Here is an 18,949-nt window from a genome sequence, read left to right on the forward strand (position 1 = left end):
CCGCAGTCTTGTTCAGACAACCGGGGCGGTCAACTTCCTCATTGCTATCGCTAAAATCTATTAGTTGTTGCCGGCACGGGCCAGCTCGCGCGCATTCGCTTCAAATGCAGCGAGCAGCGCGGCTTCACCCTTCAGCCCTTCATTTTCAACTTTACGGATTTGCTCCAACATCCGTTTGTAGTCCTTCGGAATGACGCGGACGAATTTCGGCAGGTACTCGTTCCAACGATCCAGCACGCGGCGTCCAACCGTACTATCCGTGTACAGGATGTGACGGCTGATTAACGTCCGCAGCTGATCGATTTCCGCCGGATCCTCCACCGACTCGAGCAGCACCATTTCCAGGTTGCAGCGGCCCGCAAAATCTCCGCTCTCATCAAGCACGTATGCGATCCCGCCGGACATCCCGGCTGCAAAGTTCCGGCCGGTTTCACCCAAGATGACAACCCGTCCGCCGGTCATATATTCGCAGCCATGGTCACCGACGCCTTCAACGACGACGTTGGCCCCGGAGTTCCGCACCGCAAACCGTTCCCCGGCAATCCCGCGGATGTAAGCCTCCCCGCTCGTTGCACCATAGAACGACGTATTGCCAATGATGATGTTCTCCTCTGGGACAAACGTTGCACGCGGCGACGGCTTCACAATCACCTTGCCGCCGGACAGCCCCTTGCCGGTGTAGTCGTTGGCATCGCCTTCGACGGTGAGGGTCATGCCTTTCGGGATAAACGCCCCAAAGCTTTGGCCCGCAGAACCTTCAAAATGGAACGTGATCGTATCCTCAGGCAGCCCTTGCTGTCCATAACGGCGGGTAACTTCGTAGCCTACAATCGTCCCGGTCGCCCGGTTCACGTTGCAGATCGGCAGCCGGGCGCTGACGGCTTCGCCGCGCTCCAGCGCAGGCAGAGCCAGCGGCAGCAGCTTCGTCATATCCAACGTCTCTTCCAGCCCATGGTTTTGCTGTTTCGTGCAATAGCGGCTGCTTCCTTCCGGAAGCTCCGGCATATGCAGCAACGAGCTGAGATCAACGCCTTTCTTCTTCCAATGATCCACCGCCTTCACCGCATCCAGGCAGTCGGTGCGTCCGATCATTTCTTCCAGTGTGCGGAAGCCCAGCTCGGACATCCATTCGCGCAGATCCTCTGCCACGAAGGTCATAAAGTTGACAACGTGCTGCGGATCTCCGGTGAAGTTTTTGCGCAGCTCCGGATTTTGCGTGGCAACCCCTACTGGGCATGTATCCAGCTGGCATACCCGCATCATGATACAGCCAACCGCCACCAGAGGTGCAGTCGAGAAGCCAAACTCCTCAGCCCCAAGCAGTGCGGCGACAGCGAGGTCGCGGCCGTTCAGCATCTTGCCGTCGGTTTCCAGTACGACGCGGTCGCGCAGGTTGTTTAGGATTAGGGTCTGATGCGTTTCAGCCAGCCCCAGCTCCCACGGCAAGCCCGCATGGCGGATCGAGCTTTGCGGCGAAGCACCAGTGCCCCCGTCATAACCGCTGATCAGAATGACGTCCGCGCGGCCTTTAGCAACGCCGGCAGCAATCGTTCCGACGCCGGCCTCTGCAACCAGCTTCACGTTGATACGCGCTTTCGGATTGGCGTTCTTCAGATCGTAAATCAACTCCGCCAAATCCTCGATCGAATAGATATCATGGTGCGGCGGCGGCGAAATCAAGCCAACCCCCGGCGTGGAGCCGCGTACTTCCGCTACCCAAGGATACACCTTACGGCCCGGCAGCTGACCGCCTTCACCCGGTTTCGCCCCTTGCGCCATCTTAATCTGGATTTCGTCGGCGTTCACCAAGTAGTGCGATGTAACACCAAACCGTCCCGACGCCACCTGCTTGATCGCGCTGCGGCGCAGATCGCCGTTAGCGTCCGGCACATAACGCGCCGGATCCTCGCCGCCTTCGCCGGTGTTGCTCTTGCCTCCGATGCGGTTCATCGCGATCGCAATCGTCTCATGCGCTTCTTTACTGATCGAGCCAAACGACATCGCCCCGGTCTTGAAGCGGCGCATGATCGAAGCAGCCGATTCCACTTCCTCCAGCGGCACCTTCGGCCCGACCGGCTTCAGCTCCAGCAAAGAGCGCAGCGTCAAATGTTTATTGTTCTCGCCTTGCACCAGCTCGGCGAATTTCTTATACAGTTTATAATCGCCCGTACGGACCGCCTGCTGCAGCAAATGCACCGTTTGCGGGTTGAATAGATGCTCTTCCCCGCCGCTGCGCCACTGGTATTCCCCGATGGAATCCAGCACCTTGTCATTGCCATCCTTATCGGTAAAGGCACGGAAATGATGGGCGAGCGTTTCGGCGGCCACTTCTTTCAAGCCAATGCCCCCGATCCGCGACGGCGTCCACGTAAAGTAACGGTCTACGAAGGAAGGCTCCAGGCCAACCGCTTCGAAAATTTGCGCCCCGCGGTACGATTGAATCGTCGAGATGCCCATTTTGGACAACGTTTTAACGACCCCTTTGGTCGCAGCTTTAATGAAGTTGTACACCGCTTTTTCATGCGAAATGCCCTGCAGCATCCCTTGAGCAATCATATCCTTTAACGATTCGAACGCAAGATATGGATTCACTGCGCTGACGCCGTAACCAAGCAGCAACGCAAAATGGTGTACTTCACGCGGCTCGCCCGACTCCAGCAGCAGGCTGACCTTGGTCCGCGTCTCTTCACGGATCAGATGGTGATGCAAGCAGGATACTGCCAGCAACGCCGGGATAGCCGCGTTCTCCGCATCCATATCGCGGTCGGACAAGATCAGGATATTATGGCCCTTGGCGATGACCCGATCTGCTGCTTCGCATAACGTATCCAACGCCTTGCGCAGCCCCTCCGCTCCTTCGGCAGCCGGGAACAGGATTGGAATCGTGATCGCTTTAAACCCTGGCCGGTGCAGATGGCGGATTTTCGCAAAGTCCTCATTGGACAGAATCGGCGAATCCAACCGGATTTGACGGCAGCTCTCCGGCTCCGGCTGAAGCAGGTTGCGCTCCGGCCCAATCGTCGTTGCGGTCGAGGTAACGAGCTCCTCGCGGATCGCATCGATCGGCGGGTTGGTAACCTGCGCAAACATCTGCTTGAAGTAGTTGTACAATCGCTGCGGATGTTCGGACAAGACGGCGAGCGGCGCGTCGTAACCCATCGAAGCGATATTTTCCTGACCGGTTAAGGCCATCGGCTCAAGCACCTTCCGCAGGTCTTCATACGTATAGCCAAACGCCATTTGACGGCGCGCAATGTCTTCATGACTCTCCGGCGGCAGTTCTTTCGCTTCCGGCAGATCTTCCAGCTCAACGAGATGCTCGTTCAGCCATTCACGGTACGGATGCTCCTTCGCGATGGCGGATTTCACTTCCTCGTCGGAAATGATCCGGCCTACCTGCGTGTCGACCAGCAGCATCCGGCCCGGACGCAGCCGGTCCTTATAGAGCACATTCTCCGCCGGGATATCAAGCACGCCAACCTCCGAGGAGAGGACGATCAAGTCGTCCTTCGTTACGTAATAACGCGATGGACGCAAGCCGTTCCGGTCCAAAATCGCCCCAATCTGGATCCCGTCGGTAAAGCCCATCGCCGCAGGCCCGTCCCATGGCTCCATCATCGTGCTGTGGTATTCGTAGAACGCCTTTTTGTCCGGGTCCATGTCGTCCCGGCCAACCCAAGGCTCAGGCACCATCATCATCGCTACGTGAGGCAGGGAGCGTCCGCTCAAGTACAGGAATTCAAACGTATTGTCGAACATCGCCGTATCCGAGCCGTCCGGATTGATGATCGGTTTTACCTTTTCCAAATCGTCGCCAAACTTCTCGCTCTTGAACATCGACTGACGGGCATGCATCCAGTTCACGTTGCCGCGCAGCGTATTAATCTCGCCGTTGTGAATCATAAAGCGGTACGGATGCGCCCGCTCCCAGCTTGGGAACGTATTCGTACTGAAGCGCGAGTGCACCATCGCGATAGCCGATTCCAGTCTCTCGTCCCGCAAGTCGAGGTAGAATTGCCCGACCTGCTCCGTGGTCAGCATCCCTTTGTAGACTACTTTCCGGCACGATAAGCTGGGTACGTAAAAAGCATCCCCTTGCTCGGCGCCGCTATAGCGGATCGCGCGTTCAGCCCGGCGCCGGATCACGTACAGCTTGCGCTCAAAGTCCAGATCCTCCTTCAGATCTGCGGAACGCTCGATAAAAATCTGGCGGACGAACGGTTTAGCCGCTTTGGCCGATTGGCCCAGCATATCGTCGCGAGTTGGCACCGTACGGAAGCCAAGGACGCGTTGTCCTTCCTCCTCGGCGATACGCACGAGCTCTTCCTCCTGCTTAGCCCGAACCGCTTCGTCATGAGGCAGGAACAGCATCCCAACGCCATATTGTCCTGCCTCCGGCAGTGTAAATCCAAGCTTTGCTGCTTCAGCGGCAAAAAAACGGTGCGGGATTTGCAGTAAAATACCTGCGCCATCCCCCGAATTCGGTTCGCTGCCTTGGCCGCCCCGGTGTTCCATATTCGCCAGCATGGTCAGCGCTTGGCTGACGATATCATGGGAGGCTTTCCCTTTGATATGAGCCACGAAGCCCATGCCGCAAGCGTCTTTTTCGAAAGCGGGATCATAGAGTCCCTGCTTGGGAGGTATAACGGTATGTTTCATCATCTGACGCAACCTTTCTATTTAGAGGTAGTTCAAACATCATTAGCGAATAGAATGGATCAGTCCCTATGTCCTGCGACTACGCCGGATAAGCCCGGTTCAATCTTTCTTTTTATTCTAACGGAAAATGTCACATCTGTTTTTGCATTATATTCTCTTTATTTTGCACTATTGATTAGAACTTTTAGGCCGTGACAGGGCGGTTTTGCCACGAAAGCGTCACCATATGAAGACGTGTGGTTGTCTCTGCGTGTCTATTTGCACCATTATCCCTTTTTTTAAGGGGTAGGAGCGAACCTGTTGCCCGTTGCTCCTAAGGTCCGTAACCCGATCGGGAACTTTGTTACTATAGAGTTTATGTCCCGGTAAAGAATGTGTCCCGGCCAAACTCGACTGATGATTCGGGATCATCCTGCAAAAGGCTCGGCTCAGGGATATCTACCCACCTACAAAAAAGAGCCGCCCTCCGGAATTCCAGAGAGCGGATCTTCTGTAATCATGATTTGATTAGTGCGACTGTACGCTCAGGTTGGCTTCAGGACTGCGTTCTGTACTGCGTTCGTGGCGCAGGAAGTACACCAGCGTAAACGCCAGAAATACAACGCCAAACGCAACCAACCATCCGATGTTTTCCCAAGCCATCGGCATATCGCCGGTGGAGATGACCGCCTTGAAGCCTTTGACGCTGTACGTCATCGGCAGGATCGGGTTGAAGGCTTTCATCCAGTTCGGAATCAGTTCGAGCGGGAACGTTCCTGCGCTGGTCGTCAGTTGGAAAATCAGCATCAGGATCGCCAAGAACCGTCCCGGGTTCTCCATCCAGGTTACAAGTGCTTGAATGATCAACATGTAGCACAAGCTGGTGACAAAGGCGAAGAGATAGAAGAGCGGAACGCTCTTGACCTCAAGCCCCAATCCGTAAAGAACCAGTGCAGACGCCAGCAAGGACTGTATCAGACTCATGCCGGCAAAAGTCAGCGTACGGCTTACGAAGCGGCTCCAGCCGCTGGCTTCCGCCACCGAAGTGCCTCTGACCGGCACAACCAGCGTCGAGATCAGCGCCCCAACGAACAGGCCCAGCGACAAGAAGTATGGTGCAAAGCCGGTGCCGTAGTTAGGTACTTCATTAACCTTCTGCTCGTTGATCTCAATCGGCTGAGCATACATGTTCACAAGCGCATCGGTTTTCTTCACGCCGGAGGTTTGTTCTGCGGCATCGGTCAGCTTCGAAGCCAGCTCGCCCGAGCCTTCTGTCAGTTGATCCATGCCGTCCTTCAGTTCACCCGCACCTGCATCCAGCTGCTTCGAGCCGTCCGCCAGCGTGCCTACGCCGCCAGACAATTGCTCAACACCGCCGAGCAGTTGTTTGGCACCTGCGCTCAGCTGTCCGGCACCGCTTGCCAGCTTCTTGCCGCCAGCCGCCGCTTCCGACAGCTTGCCGCTAAATTGCTCCAGGCCGCTCGCCAGCTTCTCTTGTCCGGCGTTCAGCTCGGTCATGCCTTGCAACAGCTGCTCTTGGCCCGCCGTTAATTGCTGCCCGCCTTGAACCAACTGCTGCTGGGCGCTGTGTAGGTCTTGGCTGCCTTTCAGCAGCTGCTGATTCCCTTGGTGCAGCTGCTCGCTGCCTTGGGCGACCTGCTTGCTGGCCGCGATCAACTGCTGAACCGCCGCGTTCTTCGCCAGTTCCGGATTCGCTTGGGCCAGCTGTTCCAAGCCTTGCGCCACGCTGTTCGCCCCTGCGGCTACCTTCTCGCTTCCTTGCACCGACGCTTCCAGGCCGGATTGCAGTTGGGCGCTGCCTTGTTCAGATGCGGACAAGCCAGCTTCCAGCTTCTTCGCGCCTTCCAGCGACGATTGAAGGCCTGCCTGCAGCTTGGTACCGCCTTGATGCGCTTGCTTTGCGCCAGCTTCCAGCTGTTGGCTGGCCGCTTCCAGCTGCTTCAAGCCGCTGGCGAGGCTGCCAGCACCGTCCTTCACTTCATTGATGCCTTGATATAACGACTGCGTACCTTTCTCCAGAGGCGCTACGCCGTCTTCGAGTTTCATCGTGCCGGCGACGAGCTTCGCCAGATTTTCTTTCAGCTTCTTGGTTCCGTCGTCAAGCTTGGCCGCCCCTTCCTTGAGGGTGCTGGCCCCGTCGCCCGCCTCACTGAGGCCGCCGGAGATTTTCTCCACTTGGTCAAACAAGGTTTCCGTATAGGCTTCCGTCACTTTGGCGGACACTTTCGATTTGATCTCTTTCACAGCCGTACCGCCGATTTGCGCGGCCAGGAAGTTGTAACCTTCGTTTGGCTCAAAGATCAACTGAGCCGGCGACGGATTTTCATCCATCAATGTGGTCGCTTGTGAAGAGAAATTGTCCGGAATGATGATCGTCATGTAATACTCATTATTCTTCATCCCGGTTTCCGCTTGCTCGCGGGTGACGAACTTCCATTGGAAGTCGTCGCTCTTCTTCAGTTCGGCAACGAGGTCCTCGCCGACCTTCAGTTCCTTCCCCTCGTATTGCGCGCCCTGATCCTCGTTCACCACCGCTACCGGCAGCTCGTTCATCTTCCCGTACGGATCCCAGAAGGCCGTCAGGAACATGCCGCTGTACAGTACGGGAATGAACAGCACAACAAGAATCGGGATGAACACTTTAGGATTTTTAAAGGTGGCTCCCATATCCTTGAAAAATACACTTAATGATTTCATTTTTGCTTTCTCTCCCCTTGGTGGCTTCTTTCTCTAAATTGTTGAATGTAGTTCCTTTAAACTTCCCTTGGCAGAAGCAGGCCTCCAGCCAGAAAATCGCGGATAAACTCCTTGATTTGTTCTTTGCTCAAAGGCGGATTATTCTTGTTCCAGTCCGAGGTTAACGCGATATAGAGCTTAAACACAACGAAAGCGAGCAGCTTGGGATCATACGAGCGGATCTCTTGCCGCTCGGCCGCCCGGGACAGATGGCGCTCCAGATATTCCAGAATCGCGTGTTCGATCTGCTCCAATCCCTCCTTCGCTTTCGGAGTGCCGAAGTCGCGAACCTCTTGGGACAACTTGATGAGGAGCTCATGCTCACGGCGGAATTCCAGCAGCGCATCCATCGCCCGATGCAAGTTCTCAAAGAAGGGCTTCTCCTCGTCAATTTCCGGCTCGATGACCCGCTTCATCTCCATAATGACGGAACGCAGAATTTCATCGAACAACTCCTCTTTGTTCGTGAAGAAGGTGTAGATGGTTCCCTTTGCCACATTTGCTATTTTCGCCACTTGGTCCATCGTCGTCGCTTTGTAGCCAAATAAAGCAAAGGACTTTTCTGCTGCTTCGATGACGAGTTTACGGCGATCTACCACAGCCATCCATGTCACCTCCCTGCGCTTGGAATAACGGAAAAACATTTCCCGGCCAAAAAATGACTAAAATTCATTTTCGGTCATTTGGTCAATTCATACTTTACTCCTCTCGCTTCAGAAATGCAAGATGTTTTTTTCAGAATTTTTCATTCACTTTCACCAGCTTGTTCCAAGGCCCTTTTCCCTTGATTCTCCCCGACCTAGGTCCAGTGGGTCGACCCGTCCCCAGCCCCTTTAAACCGGAATATAAACAACATAAACTTAGTATTAGGAAGCAATGAATCGGAACGATCTAATAGAAGCAGGTGATATCCTCATGCGAAAAAGAAGAGTGTTGATCCTATCGGAAGGCTTTGGAAGTGGACATACGCAGGCCGGACATGCGCTGGCGGCCGGACTGAAGCGGAAAAACCCGCAAATCCAGACGAAGGTGCTGGAGCTGGGCTCGTTTCTGAATCCGACGGTGGCGCCCCTAATCCTATCCGCGTATCGGATGACGGTAAATACGAGCCCTGCGTTGGTAGGCCTTTTTTATAAGCACAAGTACGAGAAGCCGGTAGGCAAGTTTGCCCGTTTGGCCTTGCACAAAATGTTCTATACCCACGCGGCCGAAGTCATCGCGCAGCTTCAGCCCGATCTGATCGTCTGCACGCATCCGATTCCCAGCGCCATCATGTCCTACCTGAAGCTCACTTCAGATCTGAACGTGCCGCTGTGCACGCTCATCACGGATTACGATGCCCACGGTTCCTGGATGAGTCCCGGTGTGGATCGGTACCTCGTCTCCGCCCCTGAGGTCAAAGCTCTGCTCGTGCAGCGCGGGGTAGCCCCCTCCAAGGTGCAGGTGACAGGCATTCCCGTGCACCCGGATTTCTGGAGCAAGCAAGAGAAGGCGTCCGCCCGGGAGGAATTGGGGTTAAAGAATATGCCCACTGCCCTTGTCATGGGCGGCGGCTGGGGATTGCTGCTTCGTGAGGAGCTGCTGGACAAACTGGCGGCTTGGCGAGAGGAGATCCAAGTCGTCTGCTGCACCGGCAGCAACGAGAAGCTTGCTGCTCGACTACGTGCGCATCCGGCCCTTCAGCATCCAAACATGAAGGTGATCGGGTTCACGCGGCAAATCGGCAAATGGATGGATGCCTCCGACCTTCTGATTACCAAACCCGGCGGAATGACCTGCACCGAGGGAATGGCCAAAAGCATCCCGATGTTGTTCTTTGAGTCGATCCCAGGTCAGGAGGAGAAGAATCGCGAATATTTCGTTCAGCACGGCTATGGGGCTGAGCTGACTTCACCGGACGTGCTGGACGTATGGTTTGAACAAATCCGCAATCGGCACGCTTCGGATCTTCAACCCGGACCGGAGCCTGCCTTGCTGCAACCCAGCTATCAGCCTGACCGCTGTGCAGAAGCTGTCCTTCATCTGCTGTATCAGGCAGCCGCTCCGGTCCGCGTACGCCTGCAGACGGCCAGCCCTGCCGAGCAGCAGGCCAACTAAGTCAGCAGCGCAGATCCAACCACCTCATACATCGGACGCTTGTGCATATGCGTCCGATAGATGACCAGACGATCGGCCCTCCAGCTGCCGAATTCCGGTTGGGTCTGCAGCGCTGCAGGATCTAATCTGGCCCCTTCTCGATATTTCCGGGCCAACGTAATATGCGGGCTGAAGCGCCGTTCCTCCGGCACAAAGCCGAGTGCCCGGTTCTCCGACGTCACCCGGCTGTGCAGGCTCTCCAGCCCGGCCACCTCACCGCGGACGCCAGCCCATAACACGCTGGGACTTGCCGGACGTCCAAAGGTACCAATCCCCGCCGCTTCCAATTCCAGCGGGCCCATCCCCTTTGCTGCCCGCGATAATGAAGCCAGCAGCTCGTCCAAACGCCCCGGAGCCGTATCTCCCAGAAACTGCACGGTAATATGGTAGTCTTCGGCATGTACCCATTTTTTGAAATCCAATCTCGTTTTTTGCTCGCTGCACCACTCCTCCAGCTTATACTTGACCTCTTGCGGAAGAGGGATGGCGATAAATAATCTCCATTTTTCTTCATTTACTGACATGACTCGTCACCTTTTGTGATATTTTTCTCACTTTTTTCACTTGTTTCGACAATTAGAAGTGCGATTAGTTACATCCAGCGCATCGATTCTCTATATAATGTGTCTTAGTGTTGCTGGCATATACAGTCTTCAAGCCTATGGGGATAGGAGATGGAATATGAGTTTTGCTCAAAAAATTACCTCTGTTCTGATCGGACTACTGCTTCTAGTTGGTTTGCTGATCGGGATATTTGCTTATCAAACAACGTATCGTGAGGTCGAGACATCCGTCGGTATTGAAACGGTGGGCTGTGCCAATATTACCACCGGGCTTGTAGATCCGGAAGCGGTTGCCCGTCTTGCCTCCGGAGACCGTACCGACCTTGCGGAGCTGGAGAAACGATTAAACTGGACGGTAGAGCATAAGTCGTTGTTTAAGGAAGTGTTTTTGATGTCGCTGGACGGCACAATTCTTGCGGCTGACCAGAACCTCAAAAGCCGGGGATATCAAGCGGGAGACGCTTTTTATTTCAATGATCAGGACCGGGACATGATTCTTGAGATGAAGCATCCTGTGTATACCAAGGTCTATTCTTATGACGGCGTGAAGCTGCTCAGCGGTTACGGCCCGATCTACAAAAATCATGACCCCGACCAAGAGATCATCGGTCTAATGGTCATTAACTTCGACGCCTCGATCATCGGGGAGAGAACTCGCGACATCCTGCTCCTGCCTTTTATCATCGGCATCGTTGTCCTGCTCGCCGCAGTTGTTTTCGTGTACTTCTTTATCCACCGGATGATTCGGCCGCTGGAAACGTTGTCCCGGCAGGTGGAGCGGGTTGCCGAGGGCGATTTGACCGTACAGACGAACGTGCTTCAAGGTCAGGATGAAATCGGCAAATTAACGCAAAATTTTGCGAAGATGGTGGGCAGCTTGCGGCAGTTGATCACCGAGGTGAACGTCACTTCGATGCAGGTGGCCTCGTCCTCGGAGCAGCTATCCGCGAGTGCACAGCAAACCGGAAAAGCGGGTGAGCAAGCGGCTGAAATTACCCAATCCCTTGCCGAAGGTGCGGAGCGACAACTTACGAACCTGGAAACCGGGGCGACCATGCTGCGTGACATGTCCGATCGGATTGGGCAGATCGCTCGCCATGCCGAAGGCGTCTTAACATCGGCGCAGCAGGTCTCCGCCGCATCAAACCAAGGGGAACAAGCCATCCAGTCCAGCGTAGAGCAAATGTCCACCATGGAAGCCAAAATCGTTCAGCTCTCTGCGATCATTGAGGAGCTGGGCAGCCGCTCCAAAGAAGTGCAGAGCATCCTGGACATCATGACCGACATCGCCGCCGAAACCAACCTGCTCGCGTTAAATGCTTCAATTGAAGCGGCCCGCGCCGGAGAATACGGCAGCGGATTTGCCGTAGTCGCCTCCTCGGTCCGCAAGCTGGCGGAACGTTCCGCAGCCTCGGCGAAGCAAATTAGCGAGCTGATCACCCACATCGTTGGGCAGGTAGAGCTCACCGGCAGCGCAATGGACGAGACCGTCCGTGAAACGAAGCGAGGCGTCGAGCTGGTGCGCAGCGCCGGAGCTTCTTTTACCGACATCGCAGCCTCGTCGGAAATTACCGCTGCATCGATCGCTGATATCAGTGAAGCGGTTCGGCTCCTGTCCGACAACTCGCAAAGACTGGTGCAGTCGATTGACGAAATCGTGCGGTTTGCGGGCCATACGGCGGTCGGCGCACAGGACATGTCCTCATTCTCCCAGCAACAGTTGGCTGCTATGGAGGAGGTTGATGCTTCCGCCAGCTTCCTGTCCGGTCTAGCCGAACGGCTTCATACGATGATCGAACGCTTTAAAGTGATGTAAGTTGCTAAAAAGACCTTGCCCAGCAAGAAGGCTTGCTGGGCAAGGTCTTTCATGTATCCGCCAAGGACTTATTTGCCAAGGTAGGCGTTCAGCATCCAGCGGTGTTTCTCCAGCGAGGAGACGATGCCGAGCAGCAGATCGCTCGTGGCTTCATCTTCCGCTCTTTCTGCCGCTTCCATGCCTTCCTTCAGCTCGCTGTCCAATTTCGCAAAATCCGCTACGATGGCTGCTACCATTTCATCAGCGCTTTCCTTGCCGCTGGCTTCGGAGATGCTGGCCGTCGCAAGGGCTTCGCGCAGGGTTGCGATCGGTGTGCCGCCAATGGCCAGCAGACGTTCGGCAATATCATCGATATAACCAGCCGCTTCGTTATAAAGGGCTTCGAATTTCTCATGAAGCGTAAAGAAGTTTGGACCTTTCACGAACCAGTGGAAATTGTGCAGCTTCGTGTACAGGACCGTCCAGTTCGCGATTTGCAGGTTCAGTTGTTTCTGCAGTTCTTGATTTGCTTGAGTTAAGGTTTGGTTTGCCATAGTGAATTCCTCCATTCAACATATCAGTTATTTGATAAGCCATTGTGACAAATACCTAAAACTTGAACTAACTTAAATTTAGACTAAATCTAAATCTTGTTTATATCATACCACTCCACTTTTAGATATGCAACCATCATTTTCATGAATATTGCATGAAATTCCAACAAGCATCAGGTTTATTCTGCACCTCTTCCGCCCTTCATATACAAAAGAACCGAACCGGTACACTCCTCCGGTTCGGTTCTACTCCATTTACCGCTCGCCGCGCAGATGCAGCTTAAATTGCTCCAGGCTTCGCTCCACTTGGCGAATGCCGTCCTCCACCAATCTGCGATCCACCGCATTTTCCAAATCAAAGGAAGGCCTGCGGGCCAGAGCCTTCTTCTCCTCTTCCCAATACGCTTGCCGGCGCTGGATTTCTTTATATTTGTCCAGCAGATCGGTAATAATATCGTAGAAGCGTTCATAATCAACGATAATGTCATCCAGGAAGCGATCGACTTCCTCCTTATCGTAGCCCCGCATTTTGGCGTCAAAATCTTTTTCGTGAATGGAGAGCGCATCCAGCTTAATCCCTAATTGCCGAAATAAGCTTTTCTGGTCTTCCAGCTTGCGCGCGTAATCGTCTTGCATTCCAAATCCCTCCGTACCTGCCTAAAAGGTTATCCAACGCAGTTAATCTGCAAAAGCAGTCGTATCTACTCTAATGTACCACATTATTGCCCTTTCGTTCATCTTCACGTTATGATGCGGGTGATACAAGTATTCGACATTGTCCCGATTTCTTTTTATAATAATCAATAGCCTGAGTCTAACATCTGGTGGTGAGTAGCGATTTTATACTTATGTACTTTTCTGTTATCGTTTCTGATCGTGTATTTCCTGATTCCCCCGCTCGGTAAGCTGGCTTTCCGCCTGGACTTCGTGGACAAACCCCGAGCGGACGTCGAACGCAAGATCCATCGTCAGCCGATTCCGCTGACGGCCAGCTATGCGATATTTGCCGGGTTCTTCATTGCATACCTGCTGTTTACGCGCAACTTCTCCTGGGAGACGGGAGCGCTGTTTGCCGGCGGGGTGCTTTTGCTGGCCATTGGGACCATCGACGACTGGTACAAAACCAAAGGCAAAGACTTTCCGGCGCTGCCTAAACTGATCGTCCAAGTGTCCGCTGCAGTGCTGGTTTATGCATCCGGCATCACCTTCAGTGGCTTTGTAAATCCGTTTAGCGGCGATTATGTCCTGTTGCCGGCCTGGCTTCAGTTCATTTTAACGATTCTCTGGATCTTTGGCGTCACCACCGTCATCAATTTCTCGGACGGATTGGACGGCTTGGCCGGAGGATTATCCGCGATCTCGGCCGTGACGCTGTTTGTGGTGGCCTTAACCAAAGGGCAAACCAACTCCGCGATGCTCTCGGTTGCCCTGATTGGGGTAACGCTGGCCTACCTGCGGTACAACAAGCCGCCGGCCAAAGTTTTTATGGGCGATGCCGGAGCTACGTTCCTTGGGTTTATGCTGGCGGTGATCGCACTGGACGGCGCCTTCAAGCAAGCTACGGTCCTGTCCCTGTTTATTCCGGTGCTTGCCCTCGGCGTACCGATTTTCGATAATCTGTTTGTCGTGATCAAGCGGATGCTGCAAGGAAAATCACCTTACGTCGCCGATGCCAGCCAAGTCCATTATCGGCTGCTTCGGGCCGGGTTAAATCAGAAGCAGGTGGTTATGTTCCTGTACCTGATCAGCACCTGTCTGGGACTGTCGTCCATCATTCTTCTGCTGTTGCAAGTCTAACGCACGAAAGCAAACGGCCTTCCCGCCGTTCAAGCCAAAAAGCGCGTGCCCGGGTATTCCCGGCAGCACGCGCTTTTTTGATCGCGATAACAACCTCACAAAAAAAAGACCCCATCGGAGTCTCGTTTATTGGCATCAAGATGATTTATTCGTATCTGCAGCGGGTTGAACTTCCGCTTTCTGCGGCTGCTCGTCTTCGAGAATCTCCCCGCGCGCGCCTCTCTTAAATTCCTTGAGCATCGTGCCAAAGCTGCGCCCTAATTCCGGCAGCTTGCTGGGACCAAATAACAACAATGCTGCGATGACTAGAAGCAGCAAATGAGACGGACGCAACAAGTTTTCAAGCACATTTATCACTCCCATCGAGTATCCTTGTGGACATTATACTACTTTATTGAATACAATGGAAACCCTTTATCATCAGTTCCGGCTGTCCCTGCAAACAAGACGACGCTAGGCCATAAACCATTTCCCTCTTCTGGGCATATGCTGTGTCATCATGTATTGCAAAGGAGCGAACATCATGGGTTCTTACAGTCTGTTGGCCGTCATCGCCATTGGAATCGCGTCCAACTTGGATAATGCGGGAGTCGGTATCGCCTACGGAGTACGAAAAATCCGCATTCCATGGTATTCCAATCTGGCCATCGCCGCCATCTCCTTCTTGGCCACTCTGGTGTCGGGTTATTTCGGAAGCTGGTTATCCTCGTGGGTCCATCCCTGGATCGGACAGTTGTTGGGGACGATTGTGATCATTGGGGTTGGCGTATGGGTACTATTGCAGCCATTTCTGGAGAAGAAGAACATAGCTATCCAGGAGGAGGATGACGTCAATCCGCTGACCCGCTTGCTGCGCAATCCTGAAGAAGCAGACAAGGACAGCTCCAAATCCATCAGTCTTGGCGAATCGATTGTCCTGGGGATCGCCTTGGCCATGAATGCGCTGGCCGGCGGCTTTAATGCCGGTATCACCCAACTGAACATCTGGTATACTTCGCTGTCCGTTGGCTTGTTCAGCTACCTGTTGCTGGCCGCATGCGCCGGCTTTGCCGAGAAGGTCGCCGCGGAGAAATTCGGTAACCGGGCCACTGTCATTTCCGGCCTGCTGTTAATCCTCATTGGCATTCATCAACTCTTTTAAACATCGCACACGATTAGCGAAGCCCCTTTTATCCTAAGGGGCTTTGCTGAGTTTCTAGCAAACTACCTTGTCTACAAATTTTCCTATATAATGAAGAGGATGGTTCCTAATAAGGGAGGTTCGATTTATGAACTGGAATTGGTTTCATAGCTATGAAAAGGATTTAGCGGCGGCTTTCGATCAGGCCGAGACGATTCTTTCCGGGCTGCCGGAGGAATTTCGAGGACATGGCCTCAATTACTTGGGGAAATTCCACGCGTTGAAAAAATCTGGCTCCCAGAACTACATATGCTATTTACTGCCATTCTGGATGCAGGAGGCTGCCGGCGCAAAGCCGGAGCTCAGCCGCGAGTTAACCGTAGCCATGATCTTGGTCATGCTGCATTACCATTTAATCGATGAAGTGATGGACAATCCAGAGGCGGGGGACAAGTGGAAGCTGCCGCTGGCGAATTTGCTTCAACTTGAATTTACTCGCATTTACGCCGCTTTGTACGCTTCCGATTCCCCGTTTTGGAGTTATTACCGGAAATATGCTGCAGAATGGGCGGAAGCGGTCTTGTTAGAAAATCAACATGATTTCTTCCAAGACAACCCGGTTCGCATTGCGCATAAAGCTTCCCCTGTAAAGCTGTCCGTGGCTGGCATGCTGCTCCTGACCGAACACGACCGGCTGATTGCTCCTTTCGAAGCCGCCGTTGATGCCGTATTGGTGACGCTCCAGATGCTGGATGATTGGGAGGATTGGGAGAAAGATTTACGAGAAGGAAGCTATAATTCTCTGATTTCCGTCGTGCAGCACGAACTGCAAATTCCATCGGATCGCAGACCTACACCGGATGAAGTCAAACACGCCTTGCATGTGCGGGACATCCTGTTCATTTTTGCCGAACGAACGGATCAGAATGCAGCAATTTTAGAGGTGAATGCCCCGGGTCTGACGCACTTACACGAGTTCCACGACTATCTCAGAACCAATCTTCGGCAGGGAGCAGAAAGTTTAAGAGATGAGCGGAGTTTGCTAGCCCAAGGCGGTTTAGCCTATTGGTTGGCAAATCAGAAGATCCTATCCTAGCGTTCTATCGAATTCCATGTTATAGTAATAAGGAAAATATAACTATTTTTTCTGAGAAAGGGTGATCTTATGACATCAGGAGCGCTCCTTCAAACGCAAGTTGTTGAAAAAGCTTGGCAAGATCCTAGCTTCAAAGCGAAGCTACTTGCCGACCCGAAAGCTGCGATCCAGGAGGCACTCGGTGTAGTTCTCCCGGATCACATCAAAATCAAAGCAGTAGAGGAGAGCACGGACGAATTTTACGTCGTACTGCCGCCTCAACCGGAGAAAGTTGTTATGAGCAAAATCAAACCAGCAGGAATCTGGGGCGAATAACCCCTACCGATCTTCGCTAGCACTCAGGCAGGGACCGAACGAACTTATCCCATCGCATACTCCTCAACTTGAACGGAGGGGAAGCGGATAACGACTTCGGTCCCTGCTCCTTTTTTGCTCGTAAAATGAATTTGACCGTTCATCACCTCAATAATCCGGAACGTCACCATCAAACCTAGCCCCGTCCCCTTCGTTTTGTTGGAGAAATAAGGCTCACCCAAGCGGGCCAGCACTTCTTCGTCCATCCCCTCGCCGTTGTCCTTGATATGGATCACCACATCGTCGTTTTCTTCATAGCTCCAAATTTGGATGTCGCCTTCGCCCCGAAGTGCTTCAATACTATTCTTGATGATATTGATAAATGCTTGCTTGAATTTGGAAGAATTGCCGCGCACATAAAGGTTTTTAGGAATATGAACCGTGATTTTGCCCCCCTGCAAATTCGCTAGAGGAATCAGGATCCCTTCGATATGAATAAATTCTTCCAGCACGTTCAGCGTCGTCACCTTGCCGCCTTCCGGCTTGGCGAAAGTGAGGAAGTCCGTAATAATCGCCGAAGCGCGATCAAGCTCTTCCAACGCCATGCTTAAATACACCTTGTCCGAATTCTGCTGCTTCTCAACGAGCAGTTGCAGAAAGCCTCGGGTCACCTGCAGCGGGTTGCGGACCTCGTGGGCGACCGAAGCGGCTAATTCGCTGATGATCTCCATTTTCTCCGAACGCTGCAGCTCGTTATTAAACATCTCCAACTGCTTGGAGTATTCCACGACTTGCCGGTGATTCTCCGCAAATCTTCGGCCCAAGATGATAATCAACGAGGTCAAGAAGCAAACGATGCCTAATTTCCACAAAAACAGCTTATAGTATCCGTCGTAATAGTAATACCAAATCAATTCGCCTGCGGATAGCAGCGTGAACGAGAGTACCCCGGCCAGAAAGATCAGCGCCTCTTTGTTCCCTTTCGCTACATAAACGGTTAAAATGCCAGCCAAGATCAGAAATTGCGCAATAATCAGATAACCTGCAAATTGAGTCGTAATGAGCTTATAGACATCATAGTAGCGATTACCGGACAACTCGTTCGCTAACAGCAATAGCATACAGAGCGCGGAGAAGACCACAAACACTTTGCGCGAACGCCGGATTAAAGCAAAATATCCGGGACCAAAGATTTTTTCAAAGAAAAAGATAAACGAAGGAAGCAGGATGAACAAAGCCAGGTCAAACATCACCACCAGTATTCTGCCCGCCGTCGTATAGTCAAACAGCCAAAATACAAACGGAGAATACGTCAGCACAAGCAAGCCGCTGGAAAAAATGACCGCACACAGCGAGAACCACATCGGCATATTCACATACTTCAGAAAAACAGAACAGAACAGCATAATCACCGCGATGAAGATCAGCGTGCTGCCCAAAATTAAGTCGGTGATGTTGCCGCGCACAAAGCTCTTGATCAATTCCTGGTTATTTCCGATTCGAATCGGGTCAAAGATCCCGATCGTATTTGTCGTCGAGGATACGCCGATATACAGCGTTTGACCCGAATTGTGCGAAGACACCGGCACCAGCACGCTGTTGATGCTAAAGTTAAATTTGCGCTGGGATTCGAAGACTTTGGCTCCATCCAAACTTACCGTAATGTGTTTACCATATATTTTATCGATCAATACGACCTGGGAATTATCCGTTATTTGGGGAAGCGTGATTTTGATCCACTGAACCATGCCCTTATCCGGCTTCACCGGGCTCTCTTCTCCCGCGCTTACACTCGTCCAGCCGTCCAGTCCCTCAAGCCATTCCTTGCTCGGATTAGGATCCAGCCGGTCCGTCCAAGTGACCTGCCAGTTTCTGATTTGCTGTACCTCCGAGCCCGCTGCACCCGAATTTCTAAAAATGATGCCGTAAAAAGCAGCAATGAATATGACAAACAAGACGACAAATCCTTTGATCAAAGACTTCATTAGAGCACCTCTGGAGATATTATAAAGTGTTAACCCGGTTGACGCGCCTCAGTTCGAAAGGATCTGAGTAGGGCTACTTTAAACCATTCGATTAAAATCTCGCAATAACCTTCAATTTATGGAAATAGTGATAATTTTTTTTAGAAGAAACGTGCCACAGTTATTTTACCTTGGATAAGTGGTTTTATCTATGAATAGTTTTCATTTTCTATTA

The 18,949-nt window shown here is 52.8% G+C and carries 14 protein-coding genes; 6 read left to right on the forward strand and 8 right to left on the reverse strand.

Annotation, left to right across the window (positions count from 1 at the left end):
• Positions 1 to 60: 60 nt before the first annotated feature.
• The 3 genes from gltB to M3G15_RS17270 form a co-directional block, all read right to left on the reverse strand.
• Positions 61 to 4,659, reverse strand: a complete 4,599-nt coding sequence (gltB, locus tag M3G15_RS17260) for a glutamate synthase large subunit (RefSeq protein WP_260071597.1) — start codon at positions 4,657 to 4,659, stop codon at positions 61 to 63.
• Positions 4,660 to 5,166: 507 nt separating this feature from the next.
• Positions 5,167 to 7,356, reverse strand: coding sequence for a YhgE/Pip domain-containing protein (locus M3G15_RS17265; protein ID WP_260071590.1), 2,190 nt, complete (start codon positions 7,354 to 7,356; stop codon positions 5,167 to 5,169).
• Between the two features lie 56 nt (positions 7,357 to 7,412).
• The gene (locus M3G15_RS17270) at positions 7,413 to 8,000 is read right to left on the reverse strand and encodes a TetR/AcrR family transcriptional regulator (protein WP_009226259.1); all 588 of its coding nucleotides are present in this window, start codon (positions 7,998 to 8,000) and stop codon (positions 7,413 to 7,415) included.
• Positions 8,001 to 8,310: 310 nt separating this feature from the next.
• On the opposite strand from M3G15_RS17270, the gene M3G15_RS17275 reads away from it, so the two are divergent.
• Positions 8,311 to 9,492, forward strand: a complete 1,182-nt coding sequence (locus M3G15_RS17275) for an MGDG synthase family glycosyltransferase (RefSeq protein ID WP_009226258.1) — start codon at positions 8,311 to 8,313, stop codon at positions 9,490 to 9,492.
• Here the strand turns inward: M3G15_RS17275 and thpR are convergent.
• Positions 9,489 to 10,055 carry an RNA 2',3'-cyclic phosphodiesterase gene (gene thpR, locus M3G15_RS17280; RefSeq protein WP_009226257.1) on the reverse strand — a complete coding sequence of 189 codons (567 nt, stop codon included), beginning with the start codon at positions 10,053 to 10,055 and terminating at the stop codon, positions 9,489 to 9,491. The genes M3G15_RS17275 and thpR overlap by 4 nt on opposite strands.
• A 157-nt stretch (positions 10,056 to 10,212) precedes the next feature.
• Between thpR and M3G15_RS17285 the strand changes: the two genes are divergently transcribed.
• Positions 10,213 to 11,910 (forward strand): methyl-accepting chemotaxis protein, encoded by a 1,698-nt coding sequence (locus M3G15_RS17285; protein WP_260071591.1) that lies wholly within the window; start codon positions 10,213 to 10,215, stop codon positions 11,908 to 11,910.
• A gap of 68 nt (positions 11,911 to 11,978) precedes the next feature.
• On the opposite strand, the gene M3G15_RS17290 is transcribed toward M3G15_RS17285, so the two are convergent.
• Together M3G15_RS17290 and M3G15_RS17295 are read right to left on the reverse strand one after the other, a co-directional pair.
• Positions 11,979 to 12,443, reverse strand: coding sequence for a Dps family protein (locus tag M3G15_RS17290; RefSeq protein ID WP_009226255.1), 465 nt, complete (start codon positions 12,441 to 12,443; stop codon positions 11,979 to 11,981).
• Between the two features lie 255 nt (positions 12,444 to 12,698).
• Entirely contained in the window at positions 12,699 to 13,079 is a 381-nt protein-coding gene (locus M3G15_RS17295) for a DivIVA domain-containing protein (protein WP_009226254.1), read from the reverse strand.
• Positions 13,080 to 13,280: 201 nt separating this feature from the next.
• On the opposite strand from M3G15_RS17295, the gene M3G15_RS17300 reads away from it, so the two are divergent.
• On the forward strand, positions 13,281 to 14,240 hold the full coding sequence (locus tag M3G15_RS17300) for an MraY family glycosyltransferase (protein ID WP_036646094.1): 960 nt from the start codon (positions 13,281 to 13,283) through the stop codon (positions 14,238 to 14,240).
• A gap of 135 nt (positions 14,241 to 14,375) precedes the next feature.
• On the opposite strand, the gene M3G15_RS17305 is transcribed toward M3G15_RS17300, so the two are convergent.
• Positions 14,376 to 14,603 (reverse strand): twin-arginine translocase TatA/TatE family subunit, encoded by a 228-nt coding sequence (locus M3G15_RS17305; RefSeq protein ID WP_260071592.1) that lies wholly within the window; start codon positions 14,601 to 14,603, stop codon positions 14,376 to 14,378.
• 160 nt (positions 14,604 to 14,763) lie between these two features.
• Here M3G15_RS17305 and ytaF point away from each other — a divergent pair, with 160 nt between their 5' ends.
• The 3 genes from ytaF (at position 14,764) to M3G15_RS17320 (ending at position 16,771) form a co-directional block, all read left to right on the forward strand.
• Positions 14,764 to 15,381 (forward strand): sporulation membrane protein YtaF, encoded by a 618-nt coding sequence (gene ytaF, locus M3G15_RS17310; protein ID WP_260071593.1) that lies wholly within the window; start codon positions 14,764 to 14,766, stop codon positions 15,379 to 15,381.
• Positions 15,382 to 15,508: 127 nt separating this feature from the next.
• Positions 15,509 to 16,456: a hypothetical protein gene (locus tag M3G15_RS17315; RefSeq protein WP_260071594.1), complete on the forward strand. Its 948-nt coding sequence runs from the start codon at positions 15,509 to 15,511 to the stop codon at positions 16,454 to 16,456.
• Between the two features lie 69 nt (positions 16,457 to 16,525).
• Entirely contained in the window at positions 16,526 to 16,771 is a 246-nt protein-coding gene (locus M3G15_RS17320) for an NHLP leader peptide family RiPP precursor (protein WP_009226249.1), read from the forward strand.
• A 44-nt stretch (positions 16,772 to 16,815) separates the two neighbouring features.
• Here the strand turns inward: M3G15_RS17320 and M3G15_RS17325 are convergent, their stop codons facing one another.
• Positions 16,816 to 18,735, reverse strand: coding sequence for a sensor histidine kinase (locus tag M3G15_RS17325; RefSeq protein WP_260071595.1), 1,920 nt, complete (start codon positions 18,733 to 18,735; stop codon positions 16,816 to 16,818).
• Between the last annotated feature and the right edge of the window lie 214 nt (positions 18,736 to 18,949).

Source organism: Paenibacillus sp. p3-SID1389, from assembly GCF_025151705.1.
Classification (GTDB): domain Bacteria; phylum Bacillota; class Bacilli; order Paenibacillales; family Paenibacillaceae; genus Fontibacillus; species Fontibacillus phoenicis.